Below are 16,777 nucleotides of genomic sequence, written 5' to 3' on the forward strand. Positions count from 1 at the left end.
GAGATTAGGTCCGCACACGTACTTACTTGCCCGGTGCGGTGACTTTACTATTGTTATGCGTTCATCCGCGTTTCCCGAGAGAGATATATGAACAAAGAACCCGTCACTCGCGAACTTTTTGATCAAGTCATGGTACCCAACTACGCACCCGGTTCGATCATTCCGGTCCGAGGTGAAGGTTCCCGCATTTGGGATCAGGAAGGGCGGGAGTTTGTCGATCTCCAGGGCGGCATTGCAGTGACCTGCCTGGGGCATTCTCACCCTGGCCTTTTGAGTGCGCTGCATGATCAGGCGGAAAAAATCTGGCACCTGTCCAATGTGATGACCAATGAGCCAGCACTCCGGTTGGCCAAGAGCCTGTGCGATCTGACCTTTGCCGAGCGGGTGTTCTTCGCCAACTCCGGCGGCGAAGCCAACGAGGCCGCATTCAAGCTTGTGCGTCGTTATGCCTGGGAGCACCACGGTCCAGAGAAAAACGAGATTATTTCCTTCAAGAATGCCTTCCACGGCCGAACCCTGTTCACCGTCAGTGTCGGCGGGCAGCCCAAGTACCTGGAAGGCTTCGAGCCCGCGCCGGGTGGTATCCACCACGCCGAGTTCAACGATCTGGAATCGGTGAAGAAGCTGATTTCGAAAGAAAAGACCTGCGCCATCGTGGTCGAGCCGATTCAGGGCGAGGGCGGTGTAATGCCGGGTGATCCTGAATTTCTGAAAGGACTGCGCGAGCTGTGCGACGAGCATGATGCCCTGCTGGTATTTGATGAAGTTCAGTCCGGTGCAGGCCGAACCGGCCACATGTACGCTTACCAGATGTACGGGGTGACTCCGGATATCCTGACCAGCGCCAAGGGCCTGGGTGGCGGTTTCCCGGTTGCGGCCATGCTGACCACCGCCGAAGTGGCCAAGAGTCTGGGTGTTGGTACCCACGGCAGCACCTACGGCGGCAATGCGCTGGCTTGTGCGGTGGCACAGAAGGTTGTCGATACCATCAGCCAGCCTGACATTCTGAAGGGCGTGAAGGCGCGCTCCGACCGTTTGCGTAAGGGCATGATGGACATCGGCGAGCGCTACGGGGTGTTCAGCGAAGTGCGTGGCGCCGGGCTATTGCTCGGTTGCGTCCTGACCGAGAAATGGCAGGGTAAGGCCAAGGATTTCCTGAACGCTGGTCTGGATGAGGGTGTGATGGTGCTGGTTGCCGGCGCCAACGTTGTGCGGCTTGCGCCGTCGCTGATTATTCCGGAATCCGACCTCGATGACGCGCTCGAACGGTTTGAAAAAGCGGTCAAGAAGCTGACGGCGTAAGGAGTCGATATGTGGCTTGTACGTCCGGCCCAACCGGATGATTTGGAGCAGATCCTTGAAATAGCGGGCACCCAGAGTGCCCGCCTTTCCTCAACTCTGCCCAAACATTCCGAAGCCCTTGCGAGCAAGATTGAACATTCCCTGGCATCGTTCGCTGGCACTGTGCCAGCCAGCGAAGCGCCAAGGTTTCTGTTTGTTCTGGAAGATACCAATACCGGCCAAGTGGCCGGCACTGCCGGCATTGATGCCCGCGCCGGTAATGGTCAGCCGTTCTATAACTATCGCCGCGATGCGCTGGTACATGCATCCCACGAATTGGGCGTGTCGCGCCGGGTGGAGGTGCTGTACCCGTCCCATTCCCTTACCGACCAGACCTTACTGTGCTCGTTTTCTATTAGACCCGAGCTACGCGAAACCGAGGCGTTTGAGCTGCTGTCCCGTGCCAGAATGCTGTTTATTGCCGAGCACCGGCAGTGGTTCTCGTCGCGGCTGGTTGTCGAAATCCAGGGCGTGCAGGACGAAGACGGCAGCGTGCCATTCTGGGACAGCCTGGCTCGGCACTTTTTTAACATGGATTTTGAAACCGCCGACCAGTATTCCTCAATGCTCAGTAAAACCTTCATCGCTGAGCTGATGCCGCCCAACCCAGTCTACGTCACGCTGCTGACGGAACGGGCCCAGGCGGCATTGGGGCAATGCCATCCTCTGACCAAACCGAATCTGGAACTGTTGCTGCGCGAGGGTTTTCACGCCGGCTGCTATCTGGATATCTTTGATGCCGGCCCGGTGCTGGAAGCTCGTACCGATACCGTTCATACCCTGGTGACCAGTCACCGCAAGAGTCTCCATGGCCGGCAGGACGAGGCCGGTGATCTGTGCCTGATCTCCGCAGGGGAAGGCCAGGCCTTCCGATGCACGCTGGCCCGGGCGGAAGAGACCCTGGACGACGAATTGAAGTTGTCAGTGTCAGCCTGGAAAGTGCTGGGTAAGAGCGCGGGCGATGCGGTAAGGATGGCGCCGTTATGAGTAGAATTATTTCTGTCGTACTAATCCCGAGGGAGGGCGTGACATGTTGGTGATTCGCCCGCTTCAGGAAAACGATCTCGACGATCTCTATGCCATGGCACAAAACGCCGGCAAGGGGCTCACCACTCTGCCAGCGGACCGGGAGCTGTTGCAGAAGAAAATTGCTCATGCCCGTGAGACCTTCAACCAGCGTTGTGCCCCGGAAGCCGGCTTGTACCTGTTTGCCCTGGAAGACACCGAACTGCGCAAAACCGTTGGTATCAGTGGCATTCAGGCCCGGGTTGGGTTGGATGAGGTGTTTTACAATTATCGCCTCAGCATAACTGTGAACGCCTCCAAGGAGCTTGGCGTGCATGTGCGCACGCCCACGCTCCACCTGTCCAATGACATGACCGACACGAGCGAGATCTGCTCATTGCTGTTATCGGATGACTACAAGGGCGGTGGAAGTGGCTTGCTGCTTTCACGCTGCCGGTTCATGTATCTGGACGAGTTCCGTAAGCACTTCTCGGAGAAAGTCTTTGCCGAAATGCGGGGCGTGTCTGACCGGGACGGCCGCAGTCCGCTCTGGGATGCGCTGGGCAGCAAGTTTTTCGACATGGAATTCAGCGAGGCGGATATGCTGTCTGGCCTCGGCAATAAGGCCTTTATTGCAGAACTAATGCCCAAGTACCCGATTTACCTGCCGATGCTGCCGGATCCCGCCCGGGCCGTTATTGGCCGGGTGCACGAGAACACCGCGCCGGCGCTCAAGATGCTTCAGGCCGAGGGGTTCAACTTCAACGGACTAGTGGATATTTTTGACGGCGGCCCGGTGGTGGAAGCCTTCGTGCACAACATCCGAACGGTTCGGGAATCGGTCAATCGCTACGCGATGGTGACACAGACCCCGATTGACCTCGATGTGCCGGCCGGCGAACGGGTGATGGTCTCCAACCGGTCGTTCCGGGATTTCCGGGTGACCACCATCCCGACCAGTTGCATAGGACCGGATACGGTCAAGATGCCGCCCGAGGTGGCCGAAGCGCTGAACCTGGAGTCAGGTGATCCGGTTCGTCTCGCCCCGTTAAAGGATAACGGCCCCCAGTTTCTGCATAGCCACCGGAGTCATGACAAAGCGGATGATCGCGTTCGCGAGTCGCGAAGCCGTTTCTGAATAATTTGAGAACCTGAACCCATTGAACAGTGGCGCTTTGCCGCCATCAAACCTATATAAGTCCAGTACCGGGAGGTGCTCTGATATGGCAAACCTGACAGGTGAACTATTCATTGATGGCCTGTGGCTCCAGGGTCACGGCGAGTACTTTGAGTCAATTCAGCCAGTTACCGGAGAAGCCGTCTGGGAAGGCAATGCCGCTAACCTGGAAGACGTCGACGCCGCGATCCGTGAGGCTCGCAGCGCGTTTGTGACATGGCGCCGCAAGAGCTTCGCGGAACGTCTGGCGGTGGTTGAAGCCTTCCGCGATCAGCTTGAGGAAAACAAGGAAGCGCTGGCGCACCAGATAGGATTGGAAACCGGTAAGCCACTATGGGAATCCCGCACTGAAGTCGCGGCCATGATTGGCAAAGTCGCTATTTCCGTGCAGGGCTACAACGATCGCACCGGGCATTCCGAGTCCGAGGTGGCGGGCGGTCACGCTGTGCTTCGGCATCGCCCCCACGGCGTTGTGGCGGTGTTTGGTCCTTACAACTTCCCAGGCCACCTGCCTAATGGCCACATTGTCCCGGCGTTGCTGGCGGGTAACACCGTGGTGTTCAAGCCCAGCGAGCTGACTCCCGGTGTCGCCGAGATGACCGTCAAGTTTTGGGAGAAAGCCGGCATTCCAGATGGCGTGATCAACCTGGTTCAGGGCGCGTCGGCGACCGGTAAATCTCTGGCCGGACATCCGATGATCGATGGCCTGTTCTTTACCGGCAGCTCCACCGTGGGCCACCTGCTGCACGAGCAGTTTGGCGGGCAACCGGAGAAAATCCTGGCGCTGGAAATGGGCGGCAACAACCCGCTGATCGTGCAGGATGTAGCTGATGTTGACGGTGCCGTGCACCATGCCCTGCAATCGGCGTTTCTGTCAGCCGGGCAGCGTTGCACCTGTGCCCGTCGCCTGCTGGTACCCAGGGGCAAGAAAGGCGATGAGTTCCTGGATCGTCTGGTGGAGTTGTCGGGCCGCATTCAGGTTGGCGAATTCGATGCTGATCCACAGCCGTTCATGGGCTCGGTGATTTCCGCGGAAGCCGCTGACAAGCTGCTGGGCGCCCAGGCCAGCATGCTTGAGAAAGGCGCCAAGTCTCTGCTGGAAATGAAGCAGGTCAAGCCGGGCACCGGCTTGTTGTCGCCGGGCATCGTTGATGTCACCGGGCTGGATGTAGTCGACGAGGAGTTCTTCGGGCCACTGTTGACCGTGTACCGATACAAGAGCTTCGATGACGCGTTGGAATTGGCCAACAATACTCGTTATGGCTTGTCTGCCGGTATCCTCACGGACGATCGCAAACTCTACGATCGGCTGGTTGAAGAAGTGCGGGCCGGCATCGTGAACTGGAACCGTCCGTTGACCGGTGCCAGCAGTGCCGCGCCGTTCGGCGGTGTGGGTGCCAGTGGTAACCATCGCGCCAGTGCCTATTACGCGGCGGATTACTGCGCTTGGCCGATGGCCTCGTTGGAAGCGCGCCGCAGTGAGGTGCCGGAAAGTCTGGCTCCCGGCCTGAATTTCGACAAGTAACCCTTAATTGCGACCAACAAAAACGGAACGAACAGCGATGGTGAAGCACGCGGTAGAAGCGAATTTCGACGGTCTGGTCGGACCCACCCACAATTACGCCGGGCTGTCCTGGGGTAACGTGGCTTCGAAGTCGAATGTGCGCGCGGAATCCAATCCCCAGGAAGCAGCGCTGCAGGGACTGGCGAAAATGAAGCGGCTGGCGGACCGCGGCTACGTCCAGGGCATCCTGCCGCCGCACGAACGGCCCCATATCCCAACGCTTAGGGCGCTAGGCTTTGAAGGCTCGGACCGCCAGATTCTGGAGCAGGCCGCAAAAACCAGCCCGTCGATTCTGGCGGCGGTGTCTTCTGCGTCCACCATGTGGACCGCCAATGCCGCGACGGTATCGCCCAGCGCGGATACTGCGGATCACCGTGTGCATTTCACCCCGGCCAACCTGAGCGCCAAGTTCCATCGCTCCATTGAGCATCGGGTGACCGGACGGGCGCTGAAGGCGATCTTCGCTGACGAGGGCTATTTTGCCCATCATCCGGCCCTGCCGTCGGTGAGCCAGTTCGGTGACGAAGGCGCTGCCAACCATACCCGGTTGTGTGGCGGCTACGGCGAACCGGGTGTCGAGCTGTTCGTTTATGGGCAGGTGGCGTTCAATGATCAGGCACCGGCTCCGAAAAAATACCCGGCCCGGCAAACCCTCGAGGCCTCCCAGGCCATTGCCCGCCTGCATGGGCTTAACGATCAGCACACGGTGTTTGCCCAGCAGAACCCGAGTGCCATCGACGCGGGCGTGTTCCACAACGATGTCATCGCGGTGGGTAATGGCAACACCCTGTTCTATCACGACATGGCGTTTCTGGAAGAGGAGCGGGTGCTGGCGGATATCCGTTCGCGCCTGACCGGCGCCGAGCTCGAAACGGTGCGCGTCAGCAGTGCCGAAGTACCGATTGAGGATGCTGTGGCATCGTACCTGTTCAACAGCCAGTTGCTGAACACCCCCGATGGCATGATGCTGGCGGTGCCTGGTGAGTGTCGGGAAGTGGCTTCTGTCAGTCGCTACCTGGATTCCCTGGTGCAGTCCGGCGGACCCATCACCTCGGTCGAGGTGTTTGACGTCAAGCAGTCGATGAGAAACGGCGGCGGCCCCGCCTGTTTGCGCTTGCGGGTGGTGCTCAGTGATGAGGAGCTCAAGGCCATGCACCGGGGCGTGCTGCTGACCGATGATTTGTACGAGCGTCTGACGGTCTGGGTCAAAGCGCACTACCGGGATCGCCTGTCACAGGCGGACCTGGCCGATCCGATGCTGCTTCAGGAGGTTCGCAAGGCCCTTGATGAGCTGACCGGAATCTTGGGGCTCGGCTCGATTTACGACTTCCAGCTCTAGGATGCGATCGACGACGTCAGCATTTCCATGGTGTGCCGGATAAGCGCATCGGGCGATACGTTATCCCCCGGTTTGCCGGATCCAGTGCCCAGTTCCGACTGACAGAGCAAGATGACGCCATGGAGGGCGCCACGAAGATACAGTGCGGTCTGCACTGGATCTGCAATCCGGTCGCGGCTCATGGTGCCGTCTTCCAATCCAAGGCGGATGGCACCAATCATCAGCTCCATCAGATCAGACTTCGAACACAACATCTCTTCCGTCTGACTCTCATCCGCCTCAGCCATGGCGGTAGAGGCCGTGGTTAACGCCGAGAAGTAGTCCGGCTCATCCTGGTAAAAGCGATAGTAGGCCTCACCCATGGCTGCAATCTGCGCCAACCCGGTATCGGCCCGATCCCGGGCCTCCTGAAATCGGGTTGCCAGGCTTTGTCCGGCCCGCAGCATGATGCCCCGCTGAATGGCGGCCTTATCTTTGAAATACACATACAGCAGCGCCCGACTCAAGCTCGCGGTGCGTGCGATGTCATCCATGGACGTGCGCTCGTAGCCTTTTTCCGAAAAGGCCAGTTCGGCCGCATCCAGAATGGCATCGTAGCGAGCCTGTCGCTCTCGTTCGCGGCGTGTTTTCAGCGGTTCACTCATCGGACTTTCCATATTGCTACAACGGCATTGGCATCATACCTCAAAGTGAATAAGGCCTGATTATTGACAAAATGTCAAAGAGTGACATTATGTCGTAATTATAGTCTCGGGATTCCGATGGAGCGGGCGCCCGTCACCGACCAGAGCAAGGATGAAAGGACAAACCATGAAGCCACTTCTTCCATCATTCGCCGTTGTTATCGCCATTGCCGTCGTGGTGTCGCTGTCCGGCTGTAGAGCTGGTGATGTCTCGGCCGAAACGTCAGAACCCACGGTATCGGTGCGGGTTGCCGATGTGACCGGTGGCCAGACTGAAGGCCTGGCCCTGCGCTTCTCCGGTATCGTGCGGGCGACCCAGCGGGCAACCTTGACCTTTCAGGTCAGCGGTACTCTGAAAGAACGTGCCGTGGAACTGGGACAGACGGTCAGTTCCGGTGACGTGCTGGCACGGGTCTATAACCCGGCCCTGGCGCCTGCGCGGGATTCTGCCCGGGCCAAGCTGGATGAACTGAAAACCCAGTTCGAGCAGGCCAAGCGGGAATGGGATCGCTCTAGCCACTTGCACGAACGGGGTGTGGTGTCGGAGCAAAGCCTTGAACAGCTTGCCGCTCGCCGGGATTCGCTCCGGGCCAGTGTGGCGACTGCCCAGGCGGCGTTGGCCGAGGCCACCCAGTTGTTGGACGAAAGCACCCTGCGGGCCCCCTTTTCAGGCCGGGTTGAAGCCGTGCTGGTGGAACCGGATGAGTTTGTCGCCGCCGGCCAGCCGGTGATGCGGCTGTCGTCGCCCCAGGGCCGGGAAGTTGAAGTTCGGGTACCGGCTTACCTGCTGGAGCATGTGACCCTGCAACAAGAACTGCCGATCTGGTCGGTGCAGGACCGGACCCGTCCGCCCCAGACTGGGTCGGTGGTGGAAATCGCCCAGGCCGGTGCGGTTCGGGGTGAACTGCATCCGATTCTGGTGAGCCTGCCGGTGGATTCCCTGGAGCCCGGTGCGCCGGTGGAAGTCGGCATCACGCCGGTGCGGGTGTCGGCGACCACCGTGCCCCTGCTGTCGGTTGTGCGCACCGGTGAGGGCACGGGCGTGTTCCGGGTGCGGGACGGTCAGGCCAGACGTGTTCCGGTCACTGTCGAACGTATCGTGGGTGAGCGTGTGGTGGTTCGTGCCGAGCAGCTTTCCCCCGGTGACCAGGTGGTATACGCGGGCATGACCCGGCTCACCGATGGTGACGCCGTGGAGGTGCGGTGATGACTCGCCGACTGCTGAATTGCCGCCGGCTACTGGGCATGGTGGTCACCATGCTGTGCCTGCTGGGTATTGCCGCCTATAGCACCATGCCGCGCCAGGAAGACCCCTCGTTTCCCTACCGGGCCGGAATGGTCTCGGTGAACTATCCCGGTGCCAGCGCTGATGCGGTGGAGCGGCTGGTGCTCCAGCCTCTCGTTGATGAACTGCGCCAAGTGGAGGAGGTGGATTACAGCGAAGGCACGGCCCGAACCGGGGTAGCCCTGGTCAAGCTGCGCCTGAACGATGCCATTTACGATACTGATCCCGCCTGGGATCGGGTCCGGCTCGCCATGGAGCGGGCCAGGAATGACTTCCCGGACGATGTCGGCCAGATGGAGCTGGACGACCGGCTGATCGATATTCCCGCCATAGTGTTGGCGGTGTCCGGCGGCCCCTCCGTAACTGAGTTGACCGACGTAGCCGAGCGTCTTAAGCGCAACCTGGCTGACATCTCAGGGGTATCGCGCATTGATCTGGAAGGCGACGCCGATGAGCAGATTACCCTGGCACTGGATGACGCCGCCCTGTTTCGTCTGGGCATTTCGCCGGCCCGGGTAATGGACACCCTGGCTCGACGCAACCAGACCATTCCCGGCGGTTTTGTGGTGTCAGACGGCCGACGGCTTTCGATCCTGCCGAACAGTGAATTTGCCGACATTGAGGCCATACGGGCTACGCCCCTCGAACTCCCGGACGGCTCCCAGGTGCCCCTGGCGGCTGCGGCCGATGTCTGGCGTGGGCCGGTGGAGCCTCGGCAACCTGAGACCTGGTACGACGGCGAACGGGTGGTGCTGGTCTCGATCATCATGGAGGAGGGGACCACCGATGCCATCCGGTTCGGTCAGCGGGTGCGGGAACGGGTAGAGGCCATCCGCGGGGAGTTCCAGCCCTACGAGATCCGGGAGATGTTCTTCCAGCCCGACAAGGTTGAGCAGCGCCTGGATAACCTGGCCTGGAGTCTGGTGCTGTCGGTGCTGATCATTGTCGCCGTGGTGTTCACTGGCATGGGCATCCGCATGGGGCTGTTGGTGGCCTCCATCCTGCCGATGGTGGCGCTGATCAGTATTGGTCTGTACGACTTGGGCGGTGGGGTACTGCACCAGATTGCGGTGATCGGCATAGTCATCTCCCTGGGTATTCTCATCGATAACGCCATCGTTATTGTTGAGAACATCCAGGGCCACCTGGACCACGGCATGCGACGACTGGATGCCCTGCGCACTGCCGTTGGCGAGCTGGCGGGGCCACTCGGCGCCTCTACCGGAACTACGCTGGCGGCCTTTGCCCCCCTGTTGTTATCCAAGGGTGGTGCCGCCGACTTTACCCGGGGCGTGCCGGTAATGATCATGCTGACTCTCTCCGTCAGCTACCTGCTTGCTATCTCGGCGGTGCCTTTGCTGGCTGCCCGATTTCTCAAACCCCGTCACAACGTTAGTAGTGATCGACTGGTGGGTCTGGCCCGGTTCCTCGGTGGCCTGGTGTCCCGTTATCCCGGTCGCTTGATCGCTGCCGGTGCCCTGCTGGTTTCAATCAGTGTGGCAATGACGCCGTTCATGGCCCAGCAATTCTTCCCGAATGCCGACCGCCCTCGGGTGATTGTTGAACTGTACATGCCGGAAGGTACCGATCAGGAGCGCACGGCGGAGGCAGCATCGGACCTGGAGCGGATGATCCGAACCCAGCCCAAGGCGGTGGAGGTTCACCGGTTTGTTGGCTTCACCGGTCCCAGCTTCTACTACAACCTGCAGCGTGCCCCACAGGCACCTAACAGAGCCCGGCTGGTTATCCGAACGCCAACCCTGGCTGACACCACCGAAATGATTCGCTGGGTCCGTGCCCATGTGAACGATGAAATGCCAGAGCTGGATGTCAGCGTCGGCATTCTGGGCCAAGGGCCACCCCGGGCTGCCCCGGTTGCTGTCCGTGTCTATCACGCCAGCGATGTCACCCGGACCGAGGCGGTGGAACAGATCTTTGCCATCCTGCGCCAGGTTGAGGGCACAGTGGATGTCCGACACGACCTCGATATCGGCGTACCGAGCATTGCCATCAATGTTGATGACGCCACCGCGGCCCGTTATGGACTGACCCGGGCTGACGTTGCCCAGAGTCTCTACGGCCAGAGTTTTGGTGTAATCGCTGAGCGTTATCGGCAGGAAGAAGATCCGATTCCGTTGGTGCTGAGATCTCGAGAGGGCACCGCGTTGTCGCTGTCACGACTGCTGTCGGTGAATATCTACAATGATCGCGGTGATGCGGTTCCGCTGTCGGCAGTAGCCACTGTCGAGACTACCTGGGAACCGGCGGTACGCTATCTGCGGGACGGCGTCCGGATGAACACGGTGACTGCCAACCTGCAGACCGGTTACGGCTTCAATGTTGCCCTTGAGCGCCTGAATGAGGCGTTGGAACAAAACCCGCTGCCGGAGGGCACTCGCATAGCCCTGGGTGGCGATGCTGAAGGCTCCGGTGACGCCAACAGCGCACTGCTCACGGCCGCGCCCATCGGTGTGCTGTTACTGCTGTTCTTCCTGCTGTTGCAGTTCAATTCCTTCCGTCGGGTTGGCATCATCCTGTTGACGGTGCCGCTGGCGACGGTGGGTATCTTCCCGGGGCTGGTGCTGTCGAACTCACCGTTTGGCTTCCAGTCGTTGCTGGGGGTGATTGCGCTGGTGGGGATTGTAGTGAACAACGCCATCGTGCTGCTGGATGTCATGGATCGGCAACTGGCGGCAGGTGAGGGCATCCGGGATGCGGTGCGCAAAGCCGTCGAACAGCGTACCCGGCCGATTTTGTTGACTACGGCCACCACTGTGGCCGGGTTGCTGCCGCTGGCGTTTTCCAGTTCAACCCTGTGGCCACCCATGGCCTGGGCCATTATCTCGGGGCTGCTGGCTTCCACGGTATTGACCCTGCTGGTGATACCCGCGGTGTGCACGCAACTGATCAAGGCCCCGGTCCCTGAGCCTGAAAACGCGCCAGCCTGAGCCTGCGCTGAATCCGGTTTCTGGTCAGGCCCCGGTAGTGTGCCGGGGCCTGATCAACAGGCCCGCCCGCTGGCCCACAGGCACGTCCCTGTTGGGAAATACAATCGACTCGGCCTGATCGCCAACCCGGTAAGTGGTCGACTCGTCTTCCCAGATCACGGTGCCCGGCGCGTACTCGGTAAAGTTCGCCACGTCATCCGGCACATGAAACACAAAGTTCGGGCCGGTATTCAGAATCTCCTGCACCACTTCAAACACCGTTAGCCGCTCGAACGTCGGCTTTGCCGGTTGCGGCGCAGGCTCGCCCCGAAACCGACGTCGCAGCGCATCACGAATGCCGGTAAACCGGCTCAGATCGTTCTGCCCGAACGGCCGCACCTTGCCCAGCTCCACAGTAAAACTCTCCGCACCCAGCTGCGACGACGAGAACGACGAAAACGTGGTGCCCGATTTGTGCTGAAGCAACAGCGTCTCGACCTCGGCCTCCAACAGGAACTCACACTGCTGTGGGGGCACCTCGCGACCTTCCACAAATGGGTACAGGGCAAACTTTTCCCGCTGGGACGGCCGGATCGCCGTGTGCAGGTCGTAGTGAGAGAGCTGGCCGGAATGGCTAGCCTGAAAGTCCCGGCACAGGGACTCAATTTGCCGTGCTCTCGTGGCTTCCGGCAGGCCCTGATACTCGGGCTTTTGGTGGGCACCATGGAACAGCCGATTCATGTTCGCATCGAGAAACCGATCACCCGCCACCATGGCAGGCGGGTTGCCCAGGATCAGCAACATCGGACAGGCCAGTTGCCAGTCGCCGTGCAGCAGTTCGTTGACCAGACCATTCAAAACCTCAATGGGCGCGGTCTCGTTGCCGTGCACGCCGGCGGAGACAATTAGAGCTTCGTTGTTGGGGTTTGATCGGCCGGGGGCTGGCGTCAGCTCCAGAACTCCCAGAGCCTTACGGACAATGACTGTGCCATCCGGCAGTTCGGTACAGGCTTCGGCCACATCGGCAGTGGCGTTGCTGAGGGTGTGACTGAGCCAATCAGCTGAATCAGAAAAAAGATCCGAATACACAGTCATTAGAATCCCCGAAATAAATCTGGGGGCGGGCAGGGTGTTGCCTCCCGGGAGTGTGTGAAGCCATGGACGGCTTCACTCAAACGCCCCATGGATGGGCTCGAGCGGCTCCCGGGAGGCAACACCCTGCCTGCCCGGGCACCAAAGTCTGAGGAGATGTCAGTTGCTAACCGGACGCTGATGTCGCAACAGATGGTTTTCCAGCTTGCGGAACGCAAACACCAGAATAAAAGTCAGTACCATGTAGATCAGCGCCACAAAGATGAACGCATCGAATGGCGCGTAGAACCGGGAATAGATATTCCGGGCCGCGCCGGTCAGATCAACAATGGTCACCACACTGGCAATCGCGCTTGAGTGCAGCATGAAGATGACCTCGTTGGAGTAGGCCTGAACCGCACGCCGGGCAGCACTCGGCAGGATAATCCGACGCATGCGCATGAACCAGTTCATGCCATAGGCCTTGGCTGCCTCAATCTCACCATGGGGCGTAGACATAATCGCACCGCGGATGATTTCGGTGGTGTAGGCCGCTGTGTTCAAGGTGAACGCCAGCAGCGCGGGATAGAACGGCTCCCGGAAAATCTCCCACCAGAAAGTTTCCTGGATACCCGGAATTTGCGCGATGCCGTAATAGATGATGTACAACTGGATTAGCAGCGGCGTGCCACGAAACAGGTAGGTGTAAAGCCACACCGGCGTTGACACCAGTGGGTTCCGGCTGGTGCGCAGGATCGCCAGCGGGACGGCGCAAACCAGGCCAATCACCAGCGACAGGAAGACCAACTGAACCGTGCTAACCAGACCATTCCAGTATTCCACCATGGTCATGGCGGTAAAGATTTCGTTCTGGTTCAGCCATTGGGCGATAAAATCAGGCATCTCTTATCCCCCCTGAACCACGCCAACATTGGCGCGCTTGTTGAGCCATTTGATGAACAGCTCAGACCCGGCCGTCAGCGTCAGGTACACGAACGCCACCGGAATGAAAAAGTGAAACGGCATGCGTTCGGCCTTGGCGGCTTCCTCGGCCACCCGAACCATATCGGTCAGGCCGATGATAGACACCAGCGCGGTGGTTTTCAGCAATACCTGCCAGTTGTTGCCAAGGCCAGGCAGGGCGTGGCGAAGCATCTGCGGGAAAATAATGCGCCGGAAGGTGTGCCAGCGGGTAAAGCCGTAGGCGCGTGCGGCCTCAATCTGACCGGTTTCGACGGCTAGGAAGGCGCCGCGAAAAGTTTCGGTCATGTAGGCACCAAAAATCAGTCCGATGGTGACAACGCCTGAAATAAACGGATCGAACTGAAAGAAAACGTCGATTTCGTAAGCCTCCCAGAGCAGATCTGAGAGATTGTTCACAGCCACCTGACCGCCGTAGTAAAACAGCAGCATCATGACCAGATCAGGCACACCGCGAATCAGCGTGGTGTAGGCCGTAGCCGTGCCTTTGGCTAAACGGTTGCTGGACAGCTTGGAGGAGGCACCAATCAGTCCGAGAGTGACAGCCAGGGCCAGTGAGAGGAAGGCCAGTTCAATGGTGACAACTGCCCCGTCCAGTAGTGCCGGGCCATAGCCTTTCAGATCGAGCATGGAAACGTCCGGTAGTCAGGGGTGGCCGGTGCGGCCACCCCCGCGGTTTACATCTTGATGTCGTAGTTGAAGTACTTCTTCATGATGGTGTCGTAGGTGCCATCATTCTTCAGTTTCTTCAGGGTGGCGTTGACCTTGCCGGCCAGGTCCTTGTCACGCTGGCGCATGGCAACGCCTACGCCTTCTCCCAGCTTGACCGGCTCACCGACTTCCTTGAAGCCATCTTTGCTCAGGACAGTCTGCTCACCCACCGGGTAATCAACAAAAACCACATCCAGGCGCTGGCCTTCAAGGTCCAGAACCATGTCATCAGCGGTGGTGTAACGCTTGATGGTTACAATGCCGCCCATCTTGTCAGTCACAAAGGTGTCCATGGTGGTGCCACGCTGTACGCCGACCACTTTGCCTTTCATGGCGTCCATGTCAGTAACGTCAGTGTTAAAGCTCTCAGGGGCGAACCAGCCACCCGGTGTATTGTAGTACGGCTCGGAGAACAGGACGCGCTCGGCGCGCTCAGGAGTGATGGACATGGAAGACATGATGGCGTCGAATTTACGCGCCAGCAGGCCAGGGATCATGCCGTCCCATGCCTGGATAACGAACTCGCAGTCCGCTTTCATTTCGGCGCACATGGCTTCGGCCAGCTCAACTTCGAAGCCGGTCAGCTCGCCGTTCTCGTCTTTGTACTCAAACGGCTCGTAAGGCACGTCAAAGGCGATACGGATTTCTTTCCAATCTTTGGCCTGGACCGTTCCGGCCGCCATGGCCAGCGCGCAACTCGCTGCAACAATCAGTTTTTTCATCTGTTACTTCTCCAGTAATTTGCCTTTTCAGCTTATTTTTGATGGAAGCACTGCATCCAGTACGAACTCAAGATAGCACCGAGTGTCAGAAGTTGGGAGCGAGGAACTGCTTCATGCGTTCCGAGTCCGGATTATCAAACACTTTTTCAGGCGTACCCTGTTCTTCAATCACGCCCTGATGCAAGAACAGGACCTGACTGGAAACATCCCTTGCGAATGCCATTTCGTGGGTAACCACGATCATGGTCCTGCCTTCCTCGGCCAGACTCTGCATTACCTTCAGAACTTCACCCACCAGTTCCGGATCCAGGGCCGAGGTGGGCTCATCGAACAGCATTACCTCAGGTTCCATGGCCAGGGCGCGGGCGATGGCAGCACGCTGCTGCTGGCCTCCGGACATCTGGGCCGGGTAGTAATCCTTGCGCTCGTAGATACCGACTTTCTGGAGGTAGGCCTCGGCCCGTTCAATGGCTTCTTTCTTCGGCACCTTCAACACATTCACCGGGGCTTCGATGATGTTTTCCAGCACGGTCATGTGAGACCACAGATTGAAACTCTGGAACACCATGGAAAGCTTCGAGCGGATCTGTTCAACCTGCTTATTATCAGCGGGAATGCGCTCGCCCTTGCGGTTATTGGTGAACCGAATCGGGTCGCCGTGCACAATTATGTCGCCCGAGGTGGGCGTTTCCAACAGGTTGATGCAACGCAGGAAAGTGCTCTTGCCGGAGCCGGAACTGCCGATCAGGGAAACCACATCGCCTTTGCGGGTTTCCAGAGAAATGCCCTTCAGCACTTCAAGCTTATCGAAAGTCTTGTGAATATCCCTGCAGATCAAAGGCGATTCGTCCGCCATTGGTAGCTCCTGAGGCTGTCAGTCAAAGGCGCATGTTTTACGGACTGTGGCTTCGGAAATCAATACCTCTTACAGAGGGTTTTGCCGCTTTATCAGTCGAGATCCAACATGCTGCTGTGGTTGAATGTTGTTGCAGTCCCCACACGGTGTGCCCGAGTTATAGGCTCTGAAATGAGTGTTGCGCTGAGCCATCCGGTGGAACCGGCATCCGAATCACCTGGGCGCCGTCCTTTTCCATTTCACGGAGCGAGTCGCTGACAAATCGGACGTGAGCCATGGCAGCCTTCTGGGCGACCCCAGGTTTGCTCGAGATTACAGATTCATAGAGCTGCCGATGCTGGCGGATAATTTTTTTCCGCATTTCCTGTCTGGGGTTCAGGTTAGCCACGGAGGCCTGAACCGTCATCAGCATCATATTCTTCAGGCTGCTGAGCACGTGGACGAGTACCGGGTTATGGGATGCCTCAACAATCGCCAGGTGAAAGCTGTGATCCGACCGGGCGTTGCTTAGCGGATCGGTATCTTCCAGCGCCCTGAATGCCTTGGTAATCCGGTGCCGGTCTGCGCCGGTGGCGCGCTGGGCCGCCAGGAACGCTGCCTGGCCCTCAAGCTGCTCGCGTACTTCCAGCAAATCATAGAGCGTGCGGGGGTGGCCTTCGAACAGGTGCATGAGCGGGCTGTGGTCGTCTACGGTATCCGTTTGTGGAACCATGCTGGCCACAAATGAACCCTTGCCGTGTTGTGTTTCAATAACACCCCGGCCTTGCAGCTCGTGCAGTGCCTCCCGGATAACGGCCCGGGACACGCCCAGGCGAGCAGCCAACTGGCGTTCCGAGGGAATTTTCTGCTCCGGTGCCAGCCCACCATCCAGAATGAGCCGCTCGAGTCGGTACGAAATTTCCTGGGAAATAGCCATTCAGGTGCCTGTCTTTGCTTGCTGGTCTGACCAGTGGCGGTTGCCGGTGTCTGTGGTTCGGGGCTTGGTGGATGCTCCGTCAAGCCCTGTAAATATGGACGATTGCAGCCGATTCGTCCATTTATGTCGTTGGAAAAACTGGTCTGACCAGTGGGTTAATTGCTGGACTAAACCCATGTTGGCTACGAGTATCTGTCTA

The 16,777-nt window shown here is 59.1% G+C and carries 14 protein-coding genes; 7 read left to right on the forward strand and 7 right to left on the reverse strand.

The window, feature by feature from the left end; genetic code table 11:
* Window positions 1-87 precede the first annotated feature (87 nt).
* The 5 genes from FCS96_RS03225 (at window position 88) to astB (ending at window position 6,426) form a co-directional block, all read left to right on the forward strand.
* Entirely contained in the window at window positions 88-1,302 is a 1,215-nt protein-coding gene (locus FCS96_RS03225) for an aspartate aminotransferase family protein (RefSeq protein ID WP_138438783.1), read from the forward strand.
* A 9-nt stretch (window positions 1,303-1,311) separates the two neighbouring features.
* A complete protein-coding gene (locus tag FCS96_RS03230; RefSeq protein ID WP_138438784.1) occupies window positions 1,312-2,328 on the forward strand; it encodes an arginine N-succinyltransferase in 1,017 nt (338 codons plus the stop codon).
* Window positions 2,329-2,371: 43 nt separating this feature from the next.
* Entirely contained in the window at window positions 2,372-3,484 is a 1,113-nt protein-coding gene (gene astA / locus FCS96_RS03235) for an arginine N-succinyltransferase (protein ID WP_138438785.1), read from the forward strand.
* An 85-nt stretch (window positions 3,485-3,569) separates the two neighbouring features.
* The gene (gene astD, locus FCS96_RS03240) at window positions 3,570-5,048 is read left to right on the forward strand and encodes a succinylglutamate-semialdehyde dehydrogenase (RefSeq protein WP_138438786.1); all 1,479 of its coding nucleotides are present in this window, start codon (window positions 3,570-3,572) and stop codon (window positions 5,046-5,048) included.
* 37 nt (window positions 5,049-5,085) lie between these two features.
* Window positions 5,086-6,426 carry an N-succinylarginine dihydrolase gene (astB, locus tag FCS96_RS03245; RefSeq protein WP_138438787.1) on the forward strand — a complete coding sequence of 447 codons (1,341 nt, stop codon included), beginning with the start codon at window positions 5,086-5,088 and terminating at the stop codon, window positions 6,424-6,426.
* On the opposite strand, the gene FCS96_RS03250 is transcribed toward astB, so the two are convergent.
* Window positions 6,423-7,070 (reverse strand): TetR/AcrR family transcriptional regulator, encoded by a 648-nt coding sequence (locus tag FCS96_RS03250; RefSeq protein ID WP_138438788.1) that lies wholly within the window; start codon window positions 7,068-7,070, stop codon window positions 6,423-6,425. The two genes, astB and FCS96_RS03250, sit on opposite strands and share 4 nt — an antisense overlap.
* Before the next feature lie 166 nt (window positions 7,071-7,236).
* Between FCS96_RS03250 and FCS96_RS03255 the strand changes: the two genes are divergently transcribed.
* The gene (locus tag FCS96_RS03255; RefSeq protein ID WP_228264010.1) at window positions 7,237-8,316 is read left to right on the forward strand and encodes an efflux RND transporter periplasmic adaptor subunit; all 1,080 of its coding nucleotides are present in this window, start codon (window positions 7,237-7,239) and stop codon (window positions 8,314-8,316) included.
* On the forward strand, window positions 8,316-11,342 hold the full coding sequence (locus FCS96_RS03260; RefSeq protein WP_138438790.1) for an efflux RND transporter permease subunit: 3,027 nt from the start codon (window positions 8,316-8,318) through the stop codon (window positions 11,340-11,342). Before FCS96_RS03255 ends, FCS96_RS03260 begins: the two co-directional genes overlap by 1 nt.
* A 24-nt stretch (window positions 11,343-11,366) precedes the next feature.
* Here FCS96_RS03260 and astE read toward each other — a convergent pair whose 3' ends face one another.
* From astE to FCS96_RS03290, 6 genes are all read right to left on the reverse strand, one after another.
* The gene (astE, locus tag FCS96_RS03265; RefSeq protein ID WP_138438791.1) at window positions 11,367-12,416 is read right to left on the reverse strand and encodes a succinylglutamate desuccinylase; all 1,050 of its coding nucleotides are present in this window, start codon (window positions 12,414-12,416) and stop codon (window positions 11,367-11,369) included.
* Between the two features lie 156 nt (window positions 12,417-12,572).
* Window positions 12,573-13,295 carry an ABC transporter permease gene (locus FCS96_RS03270; RefSeq protein ID WP_138438792.1) on the reverse strand — a complete coding sequence of 241 codons (723 nt, stop codon included), beginning with the start codon at window positions 13,293-13,295 and terminating at the stop codon, window positions 12,573-12,575.
* A gap of 3 nt (window positions 13,296-13,298) precedes the next feature.
* Entirely contained in the window at window positions 13,299-14,003 is a 705-nt protein-coding gene (locus FCS96_RS03275) for an ABC transporter permease (RefSeq protein WP_138438793.1), read from the reverse strand.
* Window positions 14,004-14,050: 47 nt separating this feature from the next.
* Window positions 14,051-14,806, reverse strand: a complete 756-nt coding sequence (locus tag FCS96_RS03280) for a transporter substrate-binding domain-containing protein (RefSeq protein WP_138438794.1) — start codon at window positions 14,804-14,806, stop codon at window positions 14,051-14,053.
* Window positions 14,807-14,891: 85 nt separating this feature from the next.
* Window positions 14,892-15,662, reverse strand: coding sequence for an ABC transporter ATP-binding protein (locus FCS96_RS03285; RefSeq protein WP_138438795.1), 771 nt, complete (start codon window positions 15,660-15,662; stop codon window positions 14,892-14,894).
* Between the two features lie 157 nt (window positions 15,663-15,819).
* Complete coding sequence (locus tag FCS96_RS03290) at window positions 15,820-16,578, reverse strand: FCD domain-containing protein (RefSeq protein WP_138438796.1); 759 nt, start codon at window positions 16,576-16,578, stop codon at window positions 15,820-15,822.
* Between the last annotated feature and the right edge of the window lie 199 nt (window positions 16,579-16,777).

Origin of the sequence: Marinobacter alexandrii, assembly GCF_005871205.1 — a bacterium.
In the GTDB taxonomy this organism is placed as follows: Bacteria; Pseudomonadota; Gammaproteobacteria; order Pseudomonadales; family Oleiphilaceae; genus Marinobacter; species Marinobacter alexandrii.

Excerpts from the sequence above, each read along its gene's own strand:
- FCS96_RS03250 (WP_138438788.1), bottom strand. The coding sequence starts at position 7,070 with ATGAGTGAACCGCTGAAAACACGCCGCGAACGAGAGCGACAGGCTCGC.
- FCS96_RS03270 (WP_138438792.1), bottom strand. The coding sequence starts at position 13,295 with ATGCCTGATTTTATCGCCCAATGGCTGAACCAGAACGAAATCTTTACC.
- FCS96_RS03280 (WP_138438794.1), bottom strand. The coding sequence starts at position 14,806 with ATGAAAAAACTGATTGTTGCAGCGAGTTGCGCGCTGGCCATGGCGGCC.
- FCS96_RS03255 (WP_228264010.1), top strand. The coding sequence starts at position 7,237 with ATGAAGCCACTTCTTCCATCATTCGCCGTTGTTATCGCCATTGCCGTC.
- FCS96_RS03285 (WP_138438795.1), bottom strand. The coding sequence starts at position 15,662 with ATGGCGGACGAATCGCCTTTGATCTGCAGGGATATTCACAAGACTTTC.
- FCS96_RS03290 (WP_138438796.1), bottom strand. The coding sequence starts at position 16,578 with ATGGCTATTTCCCAGGAAATTTCGTACCGACTCGAGCGGCTCATTCTG.
- astE (WP_138438791.1), bottom strand. The coding sequence starts at position 12,416 with ATGACTGTGTATTCGGATCTTTTTTCTGATTCAGCTGATTGGCTCAGT.
- FCS96_RS03225 (WP_138438783.1), top strand. The coding sequence starts at position 88 with ATGAACAAAGAACCCGTCACTCGCGAACTTTTTGATCAAGTCATGGTA.
- astD (WP_138438786.1), top strand. The coding sequence starts at position 3,570 with ATGGCAAACCTGACAGGTGAACTATTCATTGATGGCCTGTGGCTCCAG.
- astA (WP_138438785.1), top strand. The coding sequence starts at position 2,372 with ATGTTGGTGATTCGCCCGCTTCAGGAAAACGATCTCGACGATCTCTAT.
- FCS96_RS03260 (WP_138438790.1), top strand. The coding sequence starts at position 8,316 with ATGACTCGCCGACTGCTGAATTGCCGCCGGCTACTGGGCATGGTGGTC.
- astB (WP_138438787.1), top strand. The coding sequence starts at position 5,086 with ATGGTGAAGCACGCGGTAGAAGCGAATTTCGACGGTCTGGTCGGACCC.
- FCS96_RS03230 (WP_138438784.1), top strand. The coding sequence starts at position 1,312 with ATGTGGCTTGTACGTCCGGCCCAACCGGATGATTTGGAGCAGATCCTT.
- FCS96_RS03275 (WP_138438793.1), bottom strand. The coding sequence starts at position 14,003 with ATGCTCGATCTGAAAGGCTATGGCCCGGCACTACTGGACGGGGCAGTT.